This window comes from Pantoea sp. X-Soil-ISGK-421, from assembly GCF_059730785.1.
In genome coordinates this window covers 3,680,116-3,700,457 of sequence record NZ_AP035979.1, presented here as the reverse complement: position 1 = coordinate 3,700,457, position 20,342 = coordinate 3,680,116, and the positions used below count along the sequence as shown (strand labels likewise).

Below are 20,342 nucleotides of genomic sequence, written 5' to 3'. Positions count from 1 at the left end.
TGAGAAGTTACGGAGAGTAAAAATGAAAGTTCGTGCTTCCGTCAAGAAATTATGTCGTAACTGCAAAATCATTCGCCGCGACGGTGTCGTACGTGTGATCTGCAGCGCCGAGCCAAAGCATAAACAGCGCCAAGGCTGATATTGTCACATATTTTTCTTGCAAAGTCGGGTTGAGCTGGCTAGATTAGCCAGCCAATCTTTTGTATGTCGATGCGTTACCATTTGAGTATCCTGAAAACGGGCTTTTCAGCATGGGACGCATTTGTTTAATTATAGGAGTGCATAGTGGCCCGTATAGCAGGCATTAACATTCCTGATCAAAAACATACCGTTATCGCATTAACTTCGATCTTCGGTATCGGTAAAACTCGTTCTAAAGCCATCTGCGCTTCAACGGGTATTGCTGAAAATGTTAAGATCAGAGAGCTGTCTGAAGAACAAATTGAACAGCTGCGTGAAGCAGTTGGTAAATTCGTTGTTGAAGGTGATCTGCGCCGTGAAATCACCCTGAGCATCAAGCGTCTTATGGACCTTGGTTGCTATCGTGGTTTACGCCATCGTCGTGGTCTGCCAGTTCGCGGTCAGCGTACTAAGACCAATGCACGTACCCGTAAGGGTCCGCGTAAACCGATCAAGAAATAATCGGGGTGAGTAAATAATGGCAAAGGCACCAGTTCGTGCACGTAAGCGTGTAAGAAAACAAGTCTCAGATGGCGTGGCTCATGTCCATGCATCTTTTAACAACACCATCGTTACCATTACGGATCGTCAGGGTAACGCACTGGGTTGGGCAACCGCCGGTGGTTCCGGTTTCCGCGGTTCACGTAAATCTACTCCGTTTGCTGCTCAGGTAGCTGCAGAGCGCTGTGCAGAAGCAGTGAAAGATTACGGTATTAAGAATCTGGAAGTTATGGTTAAGGGTCCGGGTCCAGGTCGCGAATCAACAATTCGTGCTCTGAACGCTGCTGGTTTCCGCATCACTAATATTACTGATGTGACTCCAATCCCTCACAACGGTTGTCGTCCGCCGAAAAAACGTCGCGTTTAACGCCCGTTTTTAGGTTAGTTGGAGAAAGAAAATGGCAAGATATTTGGGTCCTAAGCTCAAGCTGAGCCGTCGTGAGGGTACCGACTTATTCCTTAAGTCTGGCGTTCGCGCGATCGATACCAAGTGCAAAATTGAACAACCACCTGGTCAGCATGGTGCGCGTAAACCGCGTCTGTCTGACTACGGCGGCCAGTTGCGTGAAAAGCAGAAAGTTCGTCGTATGTACGGCGTGCTGGAGCGTCAGTTCCGTAACTATTATAAAGAAGCAGCACGTCTGAAAGGCAACACAGGTGAAAACCTGCTGGCCCTGCTGGAAGGTCGTCTGGATAACGTTGTTTACCGTATGGGCTTTGGCGCCACTCGTGCAGAAGCACGTCAGCTGGTTAGCCACAAATCTATCCTGGTGAACGGTCGCGTTGTTAACATCGCTTCTTATCAGGTATCTCCGAATGATGTCGTAAGCATCCGTGAGAAAGCCAAACAGCAATCTCGCGTGAAGGCCGCTCTGGAGCTGGCTGAGCAGCGTGAAAAGCCAACCTGGCTGGAAGTTGATGCTACTAAGATGGAAGGTGTGTTCAAGCGTATTCCTGAACGTACTGATCTGTCTGCGGACATTAACGAACACCTGATCGTCGAGCTTTACTCTAAGTAAAGCTTAGTACCAAAGAGAGGACACAATGCAGGGTTCTGTGACAGAGTTTCTAAAACCGCGCCTGGTAGATATCGAGCAAGTGAGTTCGACGCACGCCAAGGTGACCCTTGAGCCGTTAGAGCGTGGCTTTGGCCATACTCTTGGTAACGCACTGCGCCGTATTCTGCTTTCTTCCATGCCGGGTTGCGCGGTGACCGAGGTTGAGATTGATGGTGTGCTTCATGAGTACTCCACCAAAGAGGGCGTACAGGAAGATATCCTGGAAATCCTGCTTAACCTGAAAGGGTTGGCGGTAAGAGTTCAAGGTAAAGATGAAGTCATCCTTACTCTGAATAAATCTGGCATTGGCCCTGTGACTGCAGCCGACATCACCCACGACGGTGATGTTGAAATCGTCAAGCCGCAGCATGTGATCTGCCACCTGACCGATGAAAACGCATCTATTAGTATGCGCATCAAAGTTCAGCGTGGTCGTGGTTATGTGCCGGCTTCTGCCCGAATTCATTCGGAAGAAGATGAGCGCCCAATCGGCCGTCTGTTGGTTGACGCTTGCTACAGCCCTGTAGACCGTATCGCCTACAATGTTGAAGCAGCGCGTGTAGAACAGCGTACCGACCTGGACAAGCTGGTCATCGAAATGGAAACTAACGGCACAATCGATCCTGAAGAGGCGATTCGTCGTGCGGCTACCATCCTGGCAGAACAACTGGAAGCTTTCGTTGACTTACGTGATGTACGTCAGCCGGAAGTGAAAGAAGAGAAACCAGAATTCGATCCGATCCTGCTGCGCCCTGTTGACGATCTGGAATTGACTGTCCGCTCTGCTAACTGCCTTAAGGCAGAAGCTATCCACTACATCGGTGATCTGGTACAGCGTACCGAGGTTGAGCTGCTTAAAACGCCTAACCTGGGTAAAAAATCTCTTACCGAGATTAAAGATGTGCTTGCTTCACGTGGTTTGTCTCTGGGCATGCGCCTGGAAAACTGGCCACCAGCAAGCATTGCTGATGAATAACCGGATCACAGGTTAAGGTTTCACTGAGAAGGATAAGGTCATGCGCCATCGTAAGAGTGGTCGTCAACTGAACCGCAACAGCAGCCATCGTCAGGCTATGTTCCGCAACATGGCTGGTTCTCTGGTTCGTCATGAGATCATTAAGACGACTCTGCCGAAAGCCAAAGAGCTGCGCCGCGTAGTTGAGCCGCTGATTACTCTTGCCAAGACCGACAGCGTAGCTAATCGTCGTCTGGCATTCGCCCGCACTCGTGATAACGAGATCGTGGCAAAACTGTTTAACGAGCTGGGCCCGCGTTTCGCGAGCCGTGCAGGTGGTTACACTCGCATTTTGAAGTGTGGCTTCCGTGCTGGTGACAACGCTCCGATGGCTTACATCGAGCTGGTTGATCGTCCAGAAGCTCAAGCAGAAGCTACTGCAGAGTAATTTGCAGTATCGTAAAAAACCCGCTTCGGCGGGTTTTTTATTGCCCGCAATTCCTTCCCATTTTCTCCCCTTTCGCTATGCTGATGGCTAAGACACGCGTCAGGAACTCTCTTATGTGGCTAATCGATCAACTTGTTGAGCAGCATATTCGCGAAGCTCAGGAAAAAGGCGAACTAAGTAATCTGCCCGGCGAAGGTGCACCGTTACAATTAGATAATGACACCGGAGTGCCAGCAGAGTTACGTACTGCATATCGGTTGTTAAAAAACTCCGGATACTTACCGCCCGAACTTGAAATGCGTCGGGAAGCATTAGCGCTAAATGATCTGCTTCATAAACTGGATCCTGACGATGTAAAGTCACGTGAGTTAACAAAACGTTTAGCGCTATTAGAAATAAAACTTCAACAGGCAGGAATAAGTACCGACTTCTTACACGGTGATTATAGTAAGGTGATCCATCATCATCTGCAGCGGGATAAATAGCATGTACCGAATTGGCCAACTAGCAAAAATGGCAGATGTCACGCCAGACACCATCCGCTTTTATGAAAAACAGCAGATGATGAATCATGAAGTACGCACCGAGGGCGGCTTTCGCCTTTACAGCGAAGATGATTTACAACGGCTTCGTTTTATTCGCTATGGTCGCCACCTCGGCTTCAGCTTAGCGTCGATTCGTGGTTTATTGTCAATACGCGTCGATCCGGAACATCATACTTGTCAGGAATCAAAAGCTATCGTGGCGAAGCGGTTGGATGAGGTGAACGGTATGATCGCCGAACTGCAGACCATTCAGCGTTCATTGCACCGTTTAGCCGAAACCTGCTGCGGAGACGTACATAGCAGCGCTAGCTGTTCAATTCTTGAAGCGCTGGAAAAAGGTGAAGAACCTCATGCCGAACTTTGTTGCAGCAGAGATTGAATTTTGCGCTAGAAGGAATATAGTTGCGCCGTTACTAACCGGAGGATCAGATGACTCGTTATCAGCACCAAAAAGGTAAAATCAACGACAATGCGCTCGAAGCACTATTACACGATCCACTTTTTCGACAGCGCGTTGAGAAGAATCAGAAAGGGAAAGGCAGCTATCAGCGTAAAGACAAACATGCAAAAGGACGTAACTGGGAGGCCAGTGATAAGCAGAGAAGTTTATCACTGGCCTTCTTCTTTAAAGACAAAAAAGCCGCCTTAATGGGCGGCTTTTCATCATAATTTATCGTGTTTTTGTTGTTTTAACAGGTCACGGATTTCAGTGAGCAGTAACTCTTCATTTGTTGGTTTTGGTGCTGCTTTTTCAACTTCTTTTTTCTGATATAACTTATTCATTACTTTAATTGCCAGGAAGATCGCAAAGGCAACAATAACGAAATCGAAAACGGTCTGAATAAAGTTACCGTACTCCATCACTACAGCAGGAATATCACCTTCTGCCGGCTTTAATATCCATTTGAACTGTTTAAAATCGACACCGCCGATCAACAAGCCGAGTGGTGGCATGATGATATTTGCGACCAGTGAAGAAACAATCTTACCAAAAGCGGCACCGATGATGACACCGACTGCCAGATCAACTACGTTCCCACGCATTGCAAAATCACGAAACTCTTTGAATAAACTCATTGTTATCTCCTTGCCTTGGCCAATGGCTAAAGTCTAACAAACCTTTGTGCAATTGCCATTAGAACAATGGATTAAGCAAAATTATCACGCGAACTAGTGCCCGCAGCTTTTACAGGAAGAATGGACTTGGTTGGAATAGACGCTCTACATCGGGCACAAACTTCTTATCCGTCAAGAACATAATCACATGGTCGCCTTGTTCCACCCGCACGCTATCATTAGCGATGATCACCTCATCACCGCGCACAACAGCACCGATAATGGTTCCCGGCGGCAACTTAATATCTTCAATTAAACGTCCGACCACGCGTGAGGTCGTTTCATCGCCGTGCGCGATGGCTTCAATAGCTTCTGCAATGCCACGACGCAGCGAGGAAACACCAACAATATCTGCTTTACGAACGTGGCTAAGCAGGGCCGAGATCGTGGCTTGTTGTGGCGAGATCGCAATGTCGATCACGCTGCCTTGTACAAGATCAACGTAGGCGCGGCGCTGGATCAGCACCATCACTTTTTTGGCGCCCATCTTCTTAGCCAACATTGCCGACATGATATTGGCCTCATCATCGTTAGTCACTGCAATGAAGAGATCCACCTGATCAACATGCTCTTCGGCCAGCAATTCCTGATCCGAAGCATCACCGTAAAATACAATAGTGTCGTGCAAACGCTCAGCTAATTCCGCCGCACGCTGTTGATTACGTTCAATCAACTTCACGCTGTATTGTTTTTCCAGACGCTGCGCCAAGCCAAAGCCGATATTTCCGCCGCCAACCAACATGATGCGCTTATAAGGTTTTTCCAGACGCTGCATTTCGCTCATTACCGCACGAATATGCTGACTAGCGGCAATAAAGAATACTTCGTCGCCGGCTTCCACAATCGTAGAACCCTGTGGCCGAATGGGGCGATCCTGACGAAAAATTGCGGCTACACGCGTATCGATGTGTGGCATATGTTCGCGCATGATCGACAGAGGATTACCGACCAAAGGGCCGCCATAATAGGCTTTGACCACTGCCAGGCTCACTTTACCCTCGGCAAAATTCACCACCTGAAGTGCACCAGGATATTGAATCAGACGATAGATATTGTCGATCACCAACTGCTCAGGAGAGATCAGATGATCAATCGGCACGGCCTCAGGCACAAACAGCTTATCAGCATCGCGTAAGTATTCAGCGGCGCGAATACGTGCGATGCGATTTGGCGTATTGAAAAGTGAATACGCAATCTGACAAGCCACCATGTTGGTTTCATCTGAGTTTGTCACCGCCACCAACATATCGGCATCTTCAGCTCCGGCTTCTCGCAAAATCCGCGGATGCGAACCGTGACCATGCACTACACGCAGATCAAACTTGTCCTGTAATACGCGCAAACGCGTTGCATCGCTGTCGACGACCGTAATATCGTTGTTTTCCCCAACCAGATTTTCTGCCAGGGTTCCGCCGACCTGACCGGCGCCGAGGATAATGATTTTCATGGCTTAGATGCTCTTGTCAGAGTGCGCAGCACTATTTTTTCATCAGCTTAGCGTAGAAGAAACCATCGCCGCCATCGATGGTAGGGAAAACCTGCCAGCCATTGCTTTGGCCTTGGGGCAACGCTTCAGCTACAGCATCGCTGTGTGCGGCCAAAAAACTGCTGATTTGATTATGGTTCTCTTCCGGCAAAATGGAGCAGGTGGCATAAATCATGGTGCCGCCAGATTTGAGACGCGGCCAAACTGCTTCCAGAATTTCACGCTGTAAATTCGCCAGCTCTGGAATATCACGATCGCGCCGCAGCCATTTGATGTCGGGATGGCGACGAATAACGCCAGTGGCAGAGCAGGGTGCATCAAGCAAAATGCGATCAAATTGCATGTCACCACACCATTCTGCCGGTGTACGACCATCCCCCTGACGCACTTCAGCCTGCATACCCAGCCGCTGGAGGTTTTCATGCACGCGGAGCAGACGTTGCTGATCAATATCGACGGCTAATACTTTGGACTGCGGGGCTATTTCGAGGATATGTGTGGTTTTTCCACCCGGAGCAGCGCAGAGATCGAGAATAGATTCACCATTCTTCGGTTCAAGTAGCAGTGCGCAACGTTGCGCTGAGAGATCCTGCACTGTCACCCAACCTTGATCGAAACCTGGCAAATGGCTGACTGGAGCGGGGGAGTCCAAACGCAATGCATCGGGCGCGTCGGCAGGGAAGGCAATTTTGTCTTCTGCCTGCAATAACGCCAGCCAGGCATCACGACTATGATGCTGACGATTGACGCGCAGCCACATCGGCGGGCGCTGATTATTGGCTTCAACAATTTGCTTCCACTGATCTGGCCACGCTGCCTGCAGACGTTTGAGCAACCAGCCAGGATGCCAGTAGCGTTGCGTGCCTTGGTCAACTTCGGCTAATAGCACTTCTTGCTGACGCAGGAATTGGCGCAACACACCGTTTAATAGACCTTTTAAATTCGCCCGTTTAAGTACTTCAGCTCCCGCAACGGTTTCTGCCAATGCTGCATGCGCAGGCACGCGCGTATAAAGCAGCTGATAAAGGCCAACCATCAACAGATAATGCAACACTCGCTGCTTACCGGTTAACGTGCGCTCCATCAATTTGCCGATTAAGGCTTCCAGCTGCGGCAGCGTGCGCATCACGCCAAAACAGAGCTCTTGCAGCAGCGCGCCATCTTTGTCGGATAAGGTCTTTTGCGCGCCCGGTAAAATGGCACTTAGCGATTCGCCCTTGTCCACAACGCGTTCAATGAGTTGCGCGGCCAGGCTGCGCAGGTTGGTAGCTTTTTTCATTTTATTTCATCAAACAAAAAGCCCGGTCAAACCGGGCTTGGAGGATCAGGCCAGAACGGTTCCAGCAACGAACCATTCGCGACGTGAATTGAGCAGATCCTGAGCGGACATGGCTTTTTTACCGGCAGGTTGCAGCGTTAACAGATTAAGCACACCATCAGCGGTCGCAATCTGAATACCTTGTTTATCAGCATGTAGTATTTCACCGGGTTGTTTATTCTGATGAGGCAAAATCGTTGCCTGCCAGACTTTTACCGGTTGCTCTTCTATCATGAAATAGCTCATTGGCCATGGATTGAAGGCGCGAATACAACGTTCCAATTGTGCTGCTGGAAGTGACCAATCAAGGCGTGCTTCTTCTTTGCTCAGTTTCTCGGCATAAGAGACCAGCGCTTCATCCTGAACTTCTGGTTTAGCGTTACCACTTGCCAACAGATCCAGCGTTAACAACATGCCTTGCGGACCGAGTTGCGCCAACTTTTCATACAGCGAAGCACTGGTGTCTTCTGCTGTAATTGGGCAAGACAGCTTATGCAGCATGTCACCGGTATCAAGGCCAACATCCATCTGCATGATGGTGACGCCAGTTTCGGTATCGCCGGCCCATAGAGAGCGTTGAATAGGCGCAGCTCCGCGCCAGCGTGGCAGCAGCGAGCCATGCACATTAATACAACCCAAGCGCGGCATAACCAGCACGGCTTTCGGCAGGATCAAGCCATAAGCGACTACCACCATAATATCGGCCTGCAAATCGGCAACCAGATGCTGGTTCTCTTCAGGCTTCAGAGATTTTGGTTGAAACACGGGAATATCGTGCGCCTGCGCCAGGATTTTTACCGGGCTTGGCGTAAGTTTATTACCGCGTCCGGCAGGACGATCGGGCTGGGTAAAGACACCAACAACCTGATGCTCAGAAGCAAGCAACGCGTCTAAATGACGCGCTGCAAAGTCAGGTGTACCGGCAAAGATAATTTTGAGCGGTGCAGACACAGTTTAACCTTCTATTAGCACTTAATCTTCGCGTGCGTTTAGGCGGGCCAATTTTTCCAGTTTCTGTTTGATGCGCTGACGTTTCAGAGGCGACAGATAATCTATGAAAAGTTTGCCATCAAGATGATCGATTTCGTGCTGGATACAAATCGCCAGCAAACCATCGGTTTCCAGCTCAAAGCTTTTGCCGTCGCGATCCTGCGCACGCACTTTGACCCATTCAGCGCGCGGCACAAAAGCACGTTGCTCAGGAATGGAAAGACATCCTTCTTCAATTCCGGTTTCACCGCTTTTCTCCAGCAGTTCCGGATTGATCAATACCAAACGCTCGTCACGATTTTCAGAAACATCAATAACAATGATGCGCTGATGAATGTCGACCTGAGTCGCCGCTAAGCCAATACCTTCTTCGGCGTACATGGTTTCGAACATGTCGTCGACAATACGCTGAACGTCTGCGTTTACGGTTGCCACCGGCGCAGCGATTTTGCGAAGGCGATCATCAGGGAAATGTAATACCTGCAAAACTGACATAAATATCCAGATCTGTATGCGTTAAAGAAAAGATTACTGCCTCATATTGTAGACTTTTTGATGCCTGATTGACAGCATTGCGCCGCATCATAGCGCGGCTGACAGGGAGTGTGGCATGGAAAGAATTGAATGGATGCTCAGGCTGGCAAATGTGAAGGGCTTAAGCCGCCGGCTTGCCAAAAATTTGGCTGTGACGCTGCAAGATAATGCGCATGTTGATAATGAGCTTTTGTTGGATCAGGGATTAAACGAAACACAGCGACAACAGTTCAATGTGCTATGCCCGCGCCAGTTAGAACGAACGTATGTGTGGCTGGAGCATGAACAGCATCATTTAGTGGCCTGCATCGATGAATATTATCCTTCGGCGTTAGCGGAAATCAGTCGACGTCCATCACTGCTGTATGTTGCCGGTAGTTTGGACGTCTTGCAGACACCACAGCTCGGTGTGGTGGGAAGTCGCCTTTGCACGCATTATGGTCAGCAATGGGGAAGTTGGTTTACGCAGCAATTGGCGCTGAGTGGATTGACTATCACCAGCGGTCTGGCTCGTGGAATTGACGGCGTGGCGCATCGAGCCGCGTTAGAAGTGCAGGGCAAGACCGTGGCAGTGTTAGGCAGCGGCCTGCAGCATATCTACCCTAAAAGTCATCAAGCACTGGCGCGCGAGATTGTTATTGGTGGTGGCGCGCTGATCTCGGAATTTCCCCTTGATATGGCACCGCATGCGGTTAACTTTCCACGACGTAATCGCATTATCAGTGGTTTAAGCTTGGGTGTGTTGGTGATTGAAGCCTCGTTGAAAAGCGGTTCGCTAGTTACAGCACGCTATGCTTTGGAACAAAATCGTAACGTTTATGCGTTACCCGGTGCGCTAGGCAATCCAGGCAGTGAAGGGACGCACTGGCTCATCCAGCAAGGTGCGCTGCTGGTGGCGCATCCCAACAATATTCTTGAGGATTTACATTCGACGCTGCAATGGTTGCCTGATAGCACTTCAGAAACAATATATTCACAAGACAGTGACGATGTTCCATTGCCATTTGCAACTGTGTTGGCTAACGTAGGTGATGAGGTTACACCTGTTGACGTCGTCGCTGAACGTGCCGGCCAACCTGTGCCAGTTATCGCAGCTCACCTGCTGGAGCTGGAGTTAGCAGGATGGATCGCAGCTGTACCCGGCGGCTATGTCCGATTGAGGAGGGCATGCCATGTTCGACGTACTTATGTACTTGTTTGAGACGTATATCCACAACGAAGCTGAAATGCGCGTTGATCAGGATAAATTGACCGATGATTTAACCGATGCCGGTTTTCATCGTGAAGATATCTACAATGCGTTGAATTGGCTTGAGCGGTTAGCGGATTATCAGGAAGGCTTAGTTGCGCCTGTACTCATGGCAAATGATCCGCTCTCAATGCGCATCTATACCGAAGAGGAAAACCAGCGCTTAGATGCAGAATGTCGCGGTTTTATTTTGTTCCTGGAACAGGTCCAGGTGCTGAATATGGAAACGCGCGAGATGGTCATCGAACGTGTAATGGCCCTTGATACCCTCGAATTCGATCTTGAAGATCTCAAATGGGTGGTGTTGATGGTGCTGTTTAACATTCCAGGATGTGAAAACGCCTATCAACAAATGGAAGAACTGTTATTCGACGTCAATGAAGGTATGCTGCATTAATAATCTGCGATTGATGCAACCGGTAATATGAGTAAATCAGCACTATTCTCCGTGCCTAAACACGATCCCTGCCCCGCTTGCGGGGCAGAATTAGTTATACGCTCCGGTAAACACGGCCCCTTTCTGGGGTGCGTTAATTATCCTACCTGCGACTACATCCGCCCGCTAAAAAGTCAGGGAGACGGTCATGTCGTTAAAGTACTGGAAGGCCACGCGTGCCCGCAGTGTGGCGCAGACAAAGTTCTTCGCCAGGGACGATTTGGCATGTTCGTGGGTTGCAGTCATTATCCGGAATGTAATTACACCGAAACCATCGACAAGCCGGATGAAACGGCTATTGCCTGTCCGCAGTGTCAGAGCGGTAAACTGGTTCAACGGCGCTCGCGCTATGGCAAAACCTTCTATTCCTGCGATCGCTATCCAGATTGCCAGTTTGCACTTAACTCAGCACCGGTTGAAGGCGTTTGCCCGCATTGTCAGTTCCCATTATTAATTGAGAAAAAAACCGCACAGGGCATAAAGCGCTTTTGTGCCAGCAAACGTTGCGGTAAGCCCATCGTCCAGGACGAATCATCATCATGAAGCCAAGTCAGTATTCAGCAGGCAGTCTCGATTTTTGCATCGAGCAGCTACAACAACAGGCAGTTATCGCCTATCCAACCGAAGCCGTGTTTGGATTAGGCTGCGATCCCGATAGTGAAAGTGCCGTAATGACGCTTCTGGCACTTAAGCAGCGTCCAGTCGAGAAGGGACTTATTTTGATTGCGGGTGATTACGCGCAACTTGAACCTTATATTGCTGATCGTGAACTCTCGGTATTGCAGCGCGAGCGTATGTTTGCGAGCTGGCCAGGCCCGGTAACCTATGTGGTGCCCGCTTCGCCACACACGCCGCGCTGGTTAACAGGTCGTTTTGACTCACTGGCAATTCGCGTTAGCGATCATCCTGATGTTCAGGCTTTATGCCGTAGTTTTGGTAAACCTTTGGTTTCGACCAGTGCCAACCTCTCTGGTGAGCCACCTTGTCGTAATGCCGAAGAGGTTGCGCAGCAATTTGGTTCAGATTTCCCGGTTTTGCATGCTGAAACGGGTGGGCGCCTGAATCCTTCTGAAATCCGCGATGTCATTAGCGGTGAACTTATTCGTCAGGGCTAATTTATGAAAAGTTTTGCCGTTTTTGGACATCCCATTGCGCATAGCAAATCTCCTTTCATTCATAGCCGGTTTGCTGAGCAAACCGGTATTGATCATCAATATGGAATGGAGTGCGCGCCACTTGATGGTTTTTCTCAGTCGATCGCTGACTTCTTTGCTAACGGCGGAAAAGGTGCCAACGTCACGCTACCTTTCAAACAGCAGGCGTGGGAGTTTGCGGATGAGCTTAGCGAGCGCGCCGCATTATCTGGAGCGGTTAACACATTAAAGAAAGATGCACAGGGCAAGATCTTCGGTGATAACACGGATGGCATCGGTTTGCTCAGCGATCTAGAACGTCTGGAGATGATCCATCCAGGCGATCGAATTCTGCTGGTGGGTGCCGGTGGTGCTGCGCGTGGCGTAATCCTACCGCTGCTTTCATTTGGATGTTCGCTGGTGGTGGTGAATCGCACCGTGGTGCGCGCCGAGCAGCTGGCAGAGATTTTCCAACTTAGCGGTGAAATTAAAGCGTCCAGTTTCGAGCAACTAGCGGGTCAGGAATTTGATCTGATCATTAATGCGACCTCAAGCGGTGTCGATGGCGAAGTTCCGGCATTAGCCGCATCACTTGTTCGCCCGCAGACGCGTTGCTACGACATGTTTTATCAACAAGGTTTGACGCCATTTTTACTGTGGTGCCAGCAACAGGGTGCGCAGCAGCTTGCTGATGGTGTTGGCATGCTAGTTGGTCAAGCGGCTCACGCTTTCCATTTATGGCATGGCGTGATGCCAGAGATCACGCCAGTGATAACCAAACTGAAGCAGGCAATGCATCAGTAATAAGCTTGACGATCAGGGATGAGTTTGGCTTTCCTGATCGAGATATTCATTCTTCCAGGCCACATAGTTGTTAGATGAATAAAGTAGTCCGGCGATTTCAGCTTCATTGAGCGGGCGTACCTGCTTAACTGGACTGCCCAGATAGAGGTAGCCACTTTCCAGGCGTTTACCTGGTGGCACTAAGCTGCCCGCACCAATCATCACATCGTCTTCGACAATTACACCATCCAGTAGAATCGATCCCATACCAACCAGTACGCGATTGCCGATAGTACAGCCGTGCAGCATTGCTTTATGCCCCACCGTGACATCCTCACCAACAATCAGCGGATAACCTTGCGGGTTGCTGCTGGACTTGTGAGTCACGTGCAGTACGCTGCCGTCCTGAATATTGCTTCTTTTGCCAATCACGACTTTATTTACGTCACCGCGAATCGCAACCAGCGGCCAGATGCTTACGTCATCGGCAAGTTGTACTTCGCCCACCACCACACTGCTGTTATCGATCATCACGCGATCGCCTAGTTGTGGAAAATGGCTCTTATAAGGTCGTAGGGCTGTAGACATGATCTTCTCCTTTTACGTTTTTACCCAAGCCTGCGGTTTAAAAGGCGGATAAACAAGATGATTTTTGAGCAGATCGCTCGCGATCGCAGCGAAAAGAATGAAAACTCGCCAGTCGATTAAAAAGATCGAAAAAAGGGGTTGTGCAAAAAACTCGGATCCCTATAATGCGCCACCACTGAGACGGCAAAGCGGCAACGCAGACGGCTCAGCAGGGAGTGAAGAAATTCACCCCGCCGGATGAAAACGCTGAAAAAAGTGTTTGACTCTGAAGGAGGAAAGCGTAGTATACGCCACCTCGCGACAGACGGTTAACCCGCTGCTCGCAACGCTCTTTAACAATTTATCAGACAATCTGTGTGGGCACTCGCAGGATTGATATCAGCGTCTCCGGACGCAAAAAAATATCAAGTCTCACGAGTGAACACATAATGAAATTCATTATGACGTTTTACAGATGAGCATCGCTTAACTTGTTTAAGCAAATCAAACTTAAATTGAAGAGTTTGATCATGGCTCAGATTGAACGCTGGCGGCAGGCCTAACACATGCAAGTCGAACGGTAGCACAGAGGAGCTTGCTCCTTGGGTGACGAGTGGCGGACGGGTGAGTAATGTCTGGGAAACTGCCCGATGGAGGGGGATAACTACTGGAAACGGTAGCTAATACCGCATAACGTCGCAAGACCAAAGTGGGGGACCTTCGGGCCTCACACCATCGGATGTGCCCAGATGGGATTAGCTAGTAGGTGGGGTAATGGCTCACCTAGGCGACGATCCCTAGCTGGTCTGAGAGGATGACCAGCCACACTGGAACTGAGACACGGTCCAGACTCCTACGGGAGGCAGCAGTGGGGAATATTGCACAATGGGCGCAAGCCTGATGCAGCCATGCCGCGTGTATGAAGAAGGCCTTCGGGTTGTAAAGTACTTTCAGCGGGGAGGAAGGCGGTGAGGTTAATAACCTTACCGATTGACGTTACCCGCAGAAGAAGCACCGGCTAACTCCGTGCCAGCAGCCGCGGTAATACGGAGGGTGCAAGCGTTAATCGGAATTACTGGGCGTAAAGCGCACGCAGGCGGTCTGTCAAGTCGGATGTGAAATCCCCGGGCTTAACCTGGGAACTGCATTCGAAACTGGCAGGCTAGAGTCTTGTAGAGGGGGGTAGAATTCCAGGTGTAGCGGTGAAATGCGTAGAGATCTGGAGGAATACCGGTGGCGAAGGCGGCCCCCTGGACAAAGACTGACGCTCAGGTGCGAAAGCGTGGGGAGCAAACAGGATTAGATACCCTGGTAGTCCACGCCGTAAACGATGTCGACTTGGAGGTTGTTCCCTTGAGGAGTGGCTTCCGGAGCTAACGCGTTAAGTCGACCGCCTGGGGAGTACGGCCGCAAGGTTAAAACTCAAATGAATTGACGGGGGCCCGCACAAGCGGTGGAGCATGTGGTTTAATTCGATGCAACGCGAAGAACCTTACCTACTCTTGACATCCAGAGAACTTAGCAGAGATGCTTTGGTGCCTTCGGGAACTCTGAGACAGGTGCTGCATGGCTGTCGTCAGCTCGTGTTGTGAAATGTTGGGTTAAGTCCCGCAACGAGCGCAACCCTTATCCTTTGTTGCCAGCGGTTCGGCCGGGAACTCAAAGGAGACTGCCAGTGATAAACTGGAGGAAGGTGGGGATGACGTCAAGTCATCATGGCCCTTACGAGTAGGGCTACACACGTGCTACAATGGCGCATACAAAGAGAAGCGACCTCGCGAGAGCAAGCGGACCTCATAAAGTGCGTCGTAGTCCGGATCGGAGTCTGCAACTCGACTCCGTGAAGTCGGAATCGCTAGTAATCGTAGATCAGAATGCTACGGTGAATACGTTCCCGGGCCTTGTACACACCGCCCGTCACACCATGGGAGTGGGTTGCAAAAGAAGTAGGTAGCTTAACCTTCGGGAGGGCGCTTACCACTTTGTGATTCATGACTGGGGTGAAGTCGTAACAAGGTAACCGTAGGGGAACCTGCGGTTGGATCACCTCCTTACCTGAAGATACCTTCCCGCGTAGTGCTCACACAGATTGTCTGATAGAAAGTAACGAGCAGAAAAAACCTCTACAGGCTTGTAGCTCAGGTGGTTAGAGCGCACCCCTGATAAGGGTGAGGTCGGTGGTTCAAGTCCACTCAGGCCTACCAAATTTCTTCTCATGCTGCGTTAAAGCGCCGCTCGTATAGTGAACTATACGTCGCGACACTTTGCCTTGCCTGAAAAGAAATGACCGTTTGTAAAAGCGGGACTCCTGGTGAGTGGTAGTAGTGGTCTCTGCAGTAACTGTATGGGGCTATAGCTCAGCTGGGAGAGCGCCTGCCTTGCACGCAGGAGGTCAGCGGTTCGATCCCGCTTAGCTCCACCATTACAGTGACTCAAAACAATACTTCAGAGCGTGCCGGCAACGGCGTGCTGCGAAGTATTATGCTCTTTAACAATCCGGAACAAGCTGAAAATTGAAACGACGTGTTGGTTCATTTCTCCGTAATAAGAAATGAATAACGACATGTTCGAGTCTCTCAATGCCTGCAGTCTGCAGCGTTGCAAAACGCCTGTGGGTTGTGAGGTTAAGCGACTAAGCGTACACGGTGGATGCCCTGGCAGTCAGAGGCGATGAAGGACGTGCTAATCTGCGTAAAGCGTCGGTAAGGTGATATGAACCGCTACAGCCGACGATGTCCGAATGGGGAAACCCGGTGCACTCAGTGCATCATCGCAACATGAATACATAGTGTTGCGAGGCGAACCTGGGGAACTGAAACATCTAAGTACCCAGAGGAAAAGAAATCAACCGAGATTCCCCCAGTAGCGGCGAGCGAACGGGGAACAGCCCAGAACCTGAATCAGTTTGTGCGTTAGTGGAAGCGTCTGGAAAGTCGCGCGATACCGGGTGATAGCCCCGTACACGAAAGTGCACATTCTGTGAGTTCGAAGAGTAGGGCGGGACACGTGGTATCCTGTCTGAATATGGGGGGACCATCCTCCAAGGCTAAATACTCCTGACTGACCGATAGTGAACCAGTACCGTGAGGGAAAGGCGAAAAGAACCCCGGCGAGGGGAGTGAAACAGAACCTGAAACCGTGTACGTACAAGCAGTGGGAGCCTTCATTTATGGGGGTGACTGCGTACCTTTTGTATAATGGGTCAGCGACTTATATTCTGTAGCAAGGTTAACCGTATAGGGGAGCCGCAGGGAAACCGAGTCTTAACTGGGCGTTAAGTTGCAGGGTATAGACCCGAAACCCGGTGATCTAGCCATGGGCAGGTTGAAGGTTGGGTAACACTAACTGGAGGACCGAACCGACTAATGTTGAAAAATTAGCGGATGACTTGTGGCTGGGGGTGAAAGGCCAATCAAACCGGGAGATAGCTGGTTCTCCCCGAAAGCTATTTAGGTAGCGCCTCGTGAACTCATCTTCGGGGGTAGAGCACTGTTTCGGCTAGGGGGCCATCCCGGCTTACCAACCCGATGCAAACTGCGAATACCGAAGAATGTTATCACGGGAGACACACGGCGGGTGCTAACGTCCGTCGTGAAGAGGGAAACAACCCAGACCGCCAGCTAAGGTCCCAAAGTCATGGTTAAGTGGGAAACGATGTGGGAAGGCACAGACAGCCAGGATGTTGGCTTAGAAGCAGCCATCATTTAAAGAAAGCGTAATAGCTCACTGGTCGAGTCGGCCTGCGCGGAAGATGTAACGGGGCTAAACCATGCACCGAAGCTGCGGCAGCGACGCGTATGCGTTGTTGGGTAGGGGAGCGTTCTGTAAGCCGTTGAAGGTGTGCTGTGAGGCATGCTGGAGGTATCAGAAGTGCGAATGCTGACATAAGTAACGATAAAGCGGGTGAAAAGCCCGCTCGCCGGAAGACCAAGGGTTCCTGTTCAACGTTAATCGGAGCAGGGTGAGTCGACCCCTAAGGCGAGGCTGAAAAGCGTAGTCGATGGGAAGCAGGTTAATATTCCTGCACTTGGTGTTACTGCGAAGGGGGGACGGAGAAGGCTAGGTTATCCGGGCGACGGTTGTCCCGGTTTAAGCGTGTAGGCTGACACCTTTGGTAAATCCGGGGTGTCTTAAGGCTGAGGCGTGACGACGAGCCACCACGGTGGTGAAGTAACTGATGCCCTGCTTCCAGGAAAAGCCTCTAAGCTCCAGGTAACACGAAATCGTACCCCAAACCGACACAGGTGGTCAGGTAGAGAATACCAAGGCGCTTGAGAGAACTCGGGTGAAGGAACTAGGCAAAATGGTGCCGTAACTTCGGGAGAAGGCACGCTGGCGCGTAGGTAGAGGGACTTGCTCCCCGAGCCGAAGCCAGTCGAAGATACCAGCTGGCTGCAACTGTTTATTAAAAACACAGCACTGTGCAAACACGAAAGTGGACGTATACGGTGTGACGCCTGCCCGGTGCCGGAAGGTTAATTGATGGGGTTATCCGCAAGGAGAAGCTCTTGATCGAAGCCCCGGTAAACGGCGGCCGTAACTATAACGGTCCTAAGGTAGCGAAATTCCTTGTCGGGTAAGTTCCGACCTGCACGAATGGCGTAATGATGGCCAGGCTGTCTCCACCCGAGACTCAGTGAAATTGAAATCGCTGTGAAGATGCAGTGTACCCGCGGCAAGACGGAAAGACCCCGTGAACCTTTACTATAGCTTGACACTGAACATTGAGCCTTGATGTGTAGGATAGGTGGGAGGCTTTGAAGCGTGGACGCCAGTCTGCGTGGAGCCAACCTTGAAATACCACCCTTTAATGTTTGATGTTCTAACGTAGGCCCGTAATCCGGGCTGCGGACAGTGTCTGGTGGGTAGTTTGACTGGGGCGGTCTCCTCCCAAAGAGTAACGGAGGAGCACGAAGGTTGGCTAATCCTGGTCGGACATCAGGAGGTTAGTGCAATGGCATAAGCCAGCTTGACTGCGAGAGTGACGGCTCGAGCAGGTGCGAAAGCAGGTCATAGTGATCCGGTGGTTCTGAATGGAAGGGCCATCGCTCAACGGATAAAAGGTACTCCGGGGATAACAGGCTGATACCGCCCAAGAGTTCATATCGACGGCGGTGTTTGGCACCTCGATGTCGGCTCATCACATCCTGGGGCTGAAGTAGGTCCCAAGGGTACGGCTGTTCGCCGTTTAAAGTGGTACGCGAGCTGGGTTTAGAACGTCGTGAGACAGTTCGGTCCCTATCTGCCGTGGGCGCTGGAGAATTGAGGGGGGTTGCTCCTAGTACGAGAGGACCGGAGTGAACGCACCACTGGTGTTCGGGTTGTCATGCCAATGGCATTGCCCGGTAGCTAAGTGCGGAAAAGATAAGTGCTGAAAGCATCTAAGCACGAAACTTGCCCCGAGATGAGTTCTCCCTGACTCCTTGAGAGTCCTGAAGGGACGTTGAAGACTACGACGTTGATAGGCCGGATGTGTAAGCGCAGCGATGCGTTGAGCTAACCGGTACTAATGACCCGTGAGGCTTAACCTTACAACGCCAGAGGCGTTTTGGTCTGAGAGACCTGAAATTTTCAGCTTGTTTTAACGGATAAAGAATCCAGTTTTGTCCTGCGGAGTTAAGTCCGAAGGATTTTGCGCTGAAGCAAGGCGGCAAACGAGACGATACGACGGAGCATACGAGGGTATGTGACGGAGTAGCGCGAGTGCGGCCAACGCAGCAGCAGCGTAAAAGACACAGGACAGAGCGAAAAGAATTTGCCTGGCGGCTTTAGCGCGGTGGTCCCACCTGACCCCATGCCGAACTCAGAAGTGAAACGCCGTAGCGCCGATGGTAGTGTGGGGTCTCCCCATGCGAGAGTAGGGAACTGCCAGGCATCAAATTTAGCGTGCTGATATGGCTCAGTTGGTAGAGCGCACCCTTGGTAAGGGTGAGGTCCCCAGTTCGACTCTGGGTATCAGCACCAGTTATAGGCATGAGTTCGGTTTAAAAGAATTTGCCTGGCGGCTTTAGCGCGGTGGTCCCACCTGACCCCATGCCGAACTCAGAAGTGAAACGCCGTAGCGCCGATGGTAGTGTGGGGTCTCCCCATGCGAGAGTAGGGAACTGCCAGGCATCAAACACAGAAGCCCTGAACGAAAGTTCAGGGTTTTTTTGTATGTTTCAAAAAGTCATGCTACCGCTACGAAATCAACGCTTCGCAACCCTTAAAACCACAGATATAAAAAAGCCCCTGCTTTACAGCAGAGGCGATTGTTAACTTAACTGACTGAACATCAATGAATAACTTGCGACAGGAATGCACGCGTACGTTCTGATTTCGGGTTAGCAAAGAACTCCTGTGGCGGCGCCTCTTCCACAATTTCACCGCGATCCATAAAGATCACGCGATCCGCCACGGTGCGCGCAAAGCCCATTTCATGCGTAACGCACAGCATCGTCATGCCATCTTCTGCCAGGCCAATCATCGTATCGAGCACTTCTTTGACCATTTCTGGATCGAGCGCGGATGTTGGCTCATCAAACAGCATAATTTTCGGCTTCATGCAGAGTGACCGGGCGATTGCCACACGTTGCTGCTGTCCCCCTGAGAGTTGACCGGGGAACTTGTGCGCATGCTCGGCGATACGTACACGCTGAAGGTAATGCATAGCCAGCTCTTCCGCTTCTTTCTTCGGCATTTTACGCACCCATATTGGTGCCAGCGTGCAGTTTTGCAGAACGGTAAGATGAGGGAAAAGATTAAAATGCTGGAAAACCATGCCTACTTCGGTGCGAACGCGTTCGATATTGCGGATATCATGATTCAAATGGATCCCATCAACTACGATACGGCCTTGCTGATGTTCTTCCAGGTGATTAATGCAACGAATAGTCGTCGATTTACCCGAACCTGAAGGCCCGCACAGTACGATACGTTCGCGTGGTTTCACTTTTAAGTTGATGTCTTTCAGTACATGGAACTGGCCGTACCATTTATTGACGTTTTCGAGTGTAATCATCATGGCATCAGCCGCATTAGTCATAGTTTGTGTCATGTTAAAC

At 50.6% G+C, this 20,342-nt stretch carries 21 protein-coding genes, 3 tRNA genes and 4 rRNA genes; 21 read left to right on the top strand and 7 right to left on the bottom strand.

Features of this window, described 5'->3' with window-relative positions; all coding sequences use genetic code 11:
* Positions 1 to 22 precede the first annotated feature (22 nt).
* From rpmJ to AC6I8K_RS17030, 9 genes are all read left to right on the top strand, one after another.
* Positions 23 to 139, top strand: a complete 117-nt coding sequence (gene rpmJ / locus AC6I8K_RS17070; protein WP_004160566.1) for a 50S ribosomal protein L36 — start codon at positions 23 to 25, stop codon at positions 137 to 139.
* A 146-nt stretch (positions 140 to 285) separates the two neighbouring features.
* Entirely contained in the window at positions 286 to 642 is a 357-nt protein-coding gene (gene rpsM, locus AC6I8K_RS17065) for a 30S ribosomal protein S13 (RefSeq protein WP_034830736.1), read from the top strand.
* A 16-nt stretch (positions 643 to 658) separates the two neighbouring features.
* On the top strand, positions 659 to 1,048 hold the full coding sequence (rpsK, locus tag AC6I8K_RS17060; protein WP_004160563.1) for a 30S ribosomal protein S11: 390 nt from the start codon (positions 659 to 661) through the stop codon (positions 1,046 to 1,048).
* A 31-nt stretch (positions 1,049 to 1,079) separates the two neighbouring features.
* Positions 1,080 to 1,700, top strand: coding sequence for a 30S ribosomal protein S4 (gene rpsD, locus AC6I8K_RS17055; protein WP_007891687.1), 621 nt, complete (start codon positions 1,080 to 1,082; stop codon positions 1,698 to 1,700).
* A 25-nt stretch (positions 1,701 to 1,725) separates the two neighbouring features.
* Positions 1,726 to 2,715 carry a DNA-directed RNA polymerase subunit alpha gene (locus tag AC6I8K_RS17050; RefSeq protein ID WP_007891688.1) on the top strand — a complete coding sequence of 330 codons (990 nt, stop codon included), beginning with the start codon at positions 1,726 to 1,728 and terminating at the stop codon, positions 2,713 to 2,715.
* Between the two features lie 40 nt (positions 2,716 to 2,755).
* The gene (rplQ, locus tag AC6I8K_RS17045) at positions 2,756 to 3,142 is read left to right on the top strand and encodes a 50S ribosomal protein L17 (RefSeq protein ID WP_008104728.1); all 387 of its coding nucleotides are present in this window, start codon (positions 2,756 to 2,758) and stop codon (positions 3,140 to 3,142) included.
* A 113-nt stretch (positions 3,143 to 3,255) separates the two neighbouring features.
* Positions 3,256 to 3,627 carry a DnaJ family domain-containing protein gene (locus AC6I8K_RS17040; RefSeq protein WP_483816332.1) on the top strand — a complete coding sequence of 124 codons (372 nt, stop codon included), beginning with the start codon at positions 3,256 to 3,258 and terminating at the stop codon, positions 3,625 to 3,627.
* Position 3,628: 1 nt separating this feature from the next.
* Positions 3,629 to 4,066 (top strand): Zn(2+)-responsive transcriptional regulator, encoded by a 438-nt coding sequence (zntR, locus tag AC6I8K_RS17035; protein WP_483816331.1) that lies wholly within the window; start codon positions 3,629 to 3,631, stop codon positions 4,064 to 4,066.
* 50 nt (positions 4,067 to 4,116) lie between these two features.
* A complete protein-coding gene (locus AC6I8K_RS17030; protein ID WP_483816330.1) occupies positions 4,117 to 4,356 on the top strand; it encodes an alternative ribosome-rescue factor A in 240 nt (79 codons plus the stop codon).
* On the opposite strand, the gene mscL is transcribed toward AC6I8K_RS17030, so the two are convergent.
* The 5 genes from mscL to def all read right to left on the bottom strand — a co-directional run bounded on the left by mscL (position 4,351) and on the right by def (position 9,092).
* Positions 4,351 to 4,764, bottom strand: coding sequence for a large-conductance mechanosensitive channel protein MscL (gene mscL / locus AC6I8K_RS17025; RefSeq protein ID WP_483816329.1), 414 nt, complete (start codon positions 4,762 to 4,764; stop codon positions 4,351 to 4,353). The genes AC6I8K_RS17030 and mscL overlap by 6 nt on opposite strands.
* 109 nt (positions 4,765 to 4,873) lie before the next feature.
* Positions 4,874 to 6,250 (bottom strand): Trk system potassium transporter TrkA, encoded by a 1,377-nt coding sequence (gene trkA / locus AC6I8K_RS17020; protein ID WP_064741582.1) that lies wholly within the window; start codon positions 6,248 to 6,250, stop codon positions 4,874 to 4,876.
* Between the two features lie 31 nt (positions 6,251 to 6,281).
* The gene (rsmB, locus tag AC6I8K_RS17015; protein WP_064741581.1) at positions 6,282 to 7,568 is read right to left on the bottom strand and encodes a 16S rRNA (cytosine(967)-C(5))-methyltransferase RsmB; all 1,287 of its coding nucleotides are present in this window, start codon (positions 7,566 to 7,568) and stop codon (positions 6,282 to 6,284) included.
* A gap of 45 nt (positions 7,569 to 7,613) precedes the next feature.
* Positions 7,614 to 8,558: a methionyl-tRNA formyltransferase gene (fmt, locus tag AC6I8K_RS17010; protein ID WP_483816327.1), complete on the bottom strand. Its 945-nt coding sequence runs from the start codon at positions 8,556 to 8,558 to the stop codon at positions 7,614 to 7,616.
* A 21-nt stretch (positions 8,559 to 8,579) separates the two neighbouring features.
* Positions 8,580 to 9,092, bottom strand: a complete 513-nt coding sequence (gene def, locus AC6I8K_RS17005; RefSeq protein WP_008104717.1) for a peptide deformylase — start codon at positions 9,090 to 9,092, stop codon at positions 8,580 to 8,582.
* Between the two features lie 115 nt (positions 9,093 to 9,207).
* Between def and dprA the strand changes: the two genes are divergently transcribed.
* Genes dprA through aroE form a run of 5 tightly spaced genes read left to right on the top strand, consistent with a single transcriptional unit; the run spans position 9,208 to position 12,753 of the window.
* On the top strand, positions 9,208 to 10,332 hold the full coding sequence (gene dprA, locus AC6I8K_RS17000) for a DNA-protecting protein DprA (protein WP_497827113.1): 1,125 nt from the start codon (positions 9,208 to 9,210) through the stop codon (positions 10,330 to 10,332).
* Positions 10,304 to 10,777: a DUF494 family protein Smg gene (gene smg / locus AC6I8K_RS16995; RefSeq protein WP_007891699.1), complete on the top strand. Its 474-nt coding sequence runs from the start codon at positions 10,304 to 10,306 to the stop codon at positions 10,775 to 10,777. The genes dprA and smg overlap by 29 nt, the downstream gene beginning before the upstream one ends.
* Positions 10,778 to 10,804: 27 nt before the next feature.
* Entirely contained in the window at positions 10,805 to 11,359 is a 555-nt protein-coding gene (locus tag AC6I8K_RS16990) for a DNA topoisomerase family protein (RefSeq protein WP_064741577.1), read from the top strand.
* Positions 11,356 to 11,931 (top strand): L-threonylcarbamoyladenylate synthase type 1 TsaC, encoded by a 576-nt coding sequence (gene tsaC / locus AC6I8K_RS16985; protein ID WP_497827112.1) that lies wholly within the window; start codon positions 11,356 to 11,358, stop codon positions 11,929 to 11,931. Before AC6I8K_RS16990 ends, tsaC begins: the two co-directional genes overlap by 4 nt.
* A gap of 3 nt (positions 11,932 to 11,934) precedes the next feature.
* Positions 11,935 to 12,753 (top strand): shikimate dehydrogenase, encoded by an 819-nt coding sequence (gene aroE, locus AC6I8K_RS16980; RefSeq protein WP_483816324.1) that lies wholly within the window; start codon positions 11,935 to 11,937, stop codon positions 12,751 to 12,753.
* A 12-nt stretch (positions 12,754 to 12,765) separates the two neighbouring features.
* Here the strand turns inward: aroE and AC6I8K_RS16975 are convergent, their stop codons facing one another.
* Positions 12,766 to 13,320 carry a gamma carbonic anhydrase family protein gene (locus tag AC6I8K_RS16975; RefSeq protein ID WP_064741574.1) on the bottom strand — a complete coding sequence of 185 codons (555 nt, stop codon included), beginning with the start codon at positions 13,318 to 13,320 and terminating at the stop codon, positions 12,766 to 12,768.
* A gap of 491 nt (positions 13,321 to 13,811) precedes the next feature.
* Here AC6I8K_RS16975 and AC6I8K_RS16970 point away from each other — a divergent pair.
* From AC6I8K_RS16970 to rrf (AC6I8K_RS16940), 7 genes are all read left to right on the top strand, one after another.
* Positions 13,812 to 15,353, top strand: a 16S ribosomal RNA gene (locus tag AC6I8K_RS16970).
* 73 nt (positions 15,354 to 15,426) lie between these two features.
* Positions 15,427 to 15,503: transfer RNA gene (locus tag AC6I8K_RS16965), tRNA-Ile, on the top strand.
* Positions 15,504 to 15,645: 142 nt separating this feature from the next.
* Positions 15,646 to 15,721, top strand: a tRNA-Ala gene (locus tag AC6I8K_RS16960).
* 200 nt (positions 15,722 to 15,921) lie between these two features.
* Positions 15,922 to 18,830 (top strand): 23S ribosomal RNA (locus tag AC6I8K_RS16955).
* A gap of 227 nt (positions 18,831 to 19,057) precedes the next feature.
* Positions 19,058 to 19,173: ribosomal RNA gene (gene rrf / locus AC6I8K_RS16950) — 5S ribosomal RNA — on the top strand.
* A gap of 14 nt (positions 19,174 to 19,187) precedes the next feature.
* A tRNA-Thr gene (locus AC6I8K_RS16945) sits at positions 19,188 to 19,263 on the top strand.
* Between the two features lie 33 nt (positions 19,264 to 19,296).
* Positions 19,297 to 19,412 (top strand): 5S ribosomal RNA (gene rrf / locus AC6I8K_RS16940).
* The 16S, 23S and 5S rRNA genes sit together here with 3 tRNA genes alongside, the layout of an rRNA operon.
* A gap of 161 nt (positions 19,413 to 19,573) precedes the next feature.
* On the opposite strand, the gene AC6I8K_RS16935 is transcribed toward rrf (AC6I8K_RS16940), so the two are convergent.
* Entirely contained in the window at positions 19,574 to 20,335 is a 762-nt protein-coding gene (locus tag AC6I8K_RS16935) for an amino acid ABC transporter ATP-binding protein (protein WP_064738341.1), read from the bottom strand.
* Between the last annotated feature and the right edge of the window lie 7 nt (positions 20,336 to 20,342).

Bases quoted from the DNA above. Each gene is read 5' to 3' on its own strand.
- mscL (WP_483816329.1), bottom strand. From the start codon at position 4,764: ATGAGTTTATTCAAAGAGTTTCGTGATTTTGCAATGCGTGGGAACGTA.
- dprA (WP_497827113.1), top strand. From the start codon at position 9,208: ATGGAAAGAATTGAATGGATGCTCAGGCTGGCAAATGTGAAGGGCTTA.
- AC6I8K_RS16975 (WP_064741574.1), bottom strand. From the start codon at position 13,320: ATGTCTACAGCCCTACGACCTTATAAGAGCCATTTTCCACAACTAGGC.
- AC6I8K_RS16935 (WP_064738341.1), bottom strand. From the start codon at position 20,335: ATGACACAAACTATGACTAATGCGGCTGATGCCATGATGATTACACTC.
- rplQ (WP_008104728.1), top strand. From the start codon at position 2,756: ATGCGCCATCGTAAGAGTGGTCGTCAACTGAACCGCAACAGCAGCCAT.
- trkA (WP_064741582.1), bottom strand. From the start codon at position 6,250: ATGAAAATCATTATCCTCGGCGCCGGTCAGGTCGGCGGAACCCTGGCA.
- aroE (WP_483816324.1), top strand. From the start codon at position 11,935: ATGAAAAGTTTTGCCGTTTTTGGACATCCCATTGCGCATAGCAAATCT.
- smg (WP_007891699.1), top strand. From the start codon at position 10,304: ATGTTCGACGTACTTATGTACTTGTTTGAGACGTATATCCACAACGAA.
- rpsD (WP_007891687.1), top strand. From the start codon at position 1,080: ATGGCAAGATATTTGGGTCCTAAGCTCAAGCTGAGCCGTCGTGAGGGT.
- zntR (WP_483816331.1), top strand. From the start codon at position 3,629: ATGTACCGAATTGGCCAACTAGCAAAAATGGCAGATGTCACGCCAGAC.
- AC6I8K_RS17050 (WP_007891688.1), top strand. From the start codon at position 1,726: ATGCAGGGTTCTGTGACAGAGTTTCTAAAACCGCGCCTGGTAGATATC.
- rpmJ (WP_004160566.1), top strand. From the start codon at position 23: ATGAAAGTTCGTGCTTCCGTCAAGAAATTATGTCGTAACTGCAAAATC.
- rpsK (WP_004160563.1), top strand. From the start codon at position 659: ATGGCAAAGGCACCAGTTCGTGCACGTAAGCGTGTAAGAAAACAAGTC.
- tsaC (WP_497827112.1), top strand. From the start codon at position 11,356: ATGAAGCCAAGTCAGTATTCAGCAGGCAGTCTCGATTTTTGCATCGAG.
- rsmB (WP_064741581.1), bottom strand. From the start codon at position 7,568: ATGAAAAAAGCTACCAACCTGCGCAGCCTGGCCGCGCAACTCATTGAA.
- AC6I8K_RS16990 (WP_064741577.1), top strand. From the start codon at position 10,805: ATGAGTAAATCAGCACTATTCTCCGTGCCTAAACACGATCCCTGCCCC.
- AC6I8K_RS17030 (WP_483816330.1), top strand. From the start codon at position 4,117: ATGACTCGTTATCAGCACCAAAAAGGTAAAATCAACGACAATGCGCTC.
- def (WP_008104717.1), bottom strand. From the start codon at position 9,092: ATGTCAGTTTTGCAGGTATTACATTTCCCTGATGATCGCCTTCGCAAA.
- AC6I8K_RS17040 (WP_483816332.1), top strand. From the start codon at position 3,256: ATGTGGCTAATCGATCAACTTGTTGAGCAGCATATTCGCGAAGCTCAG.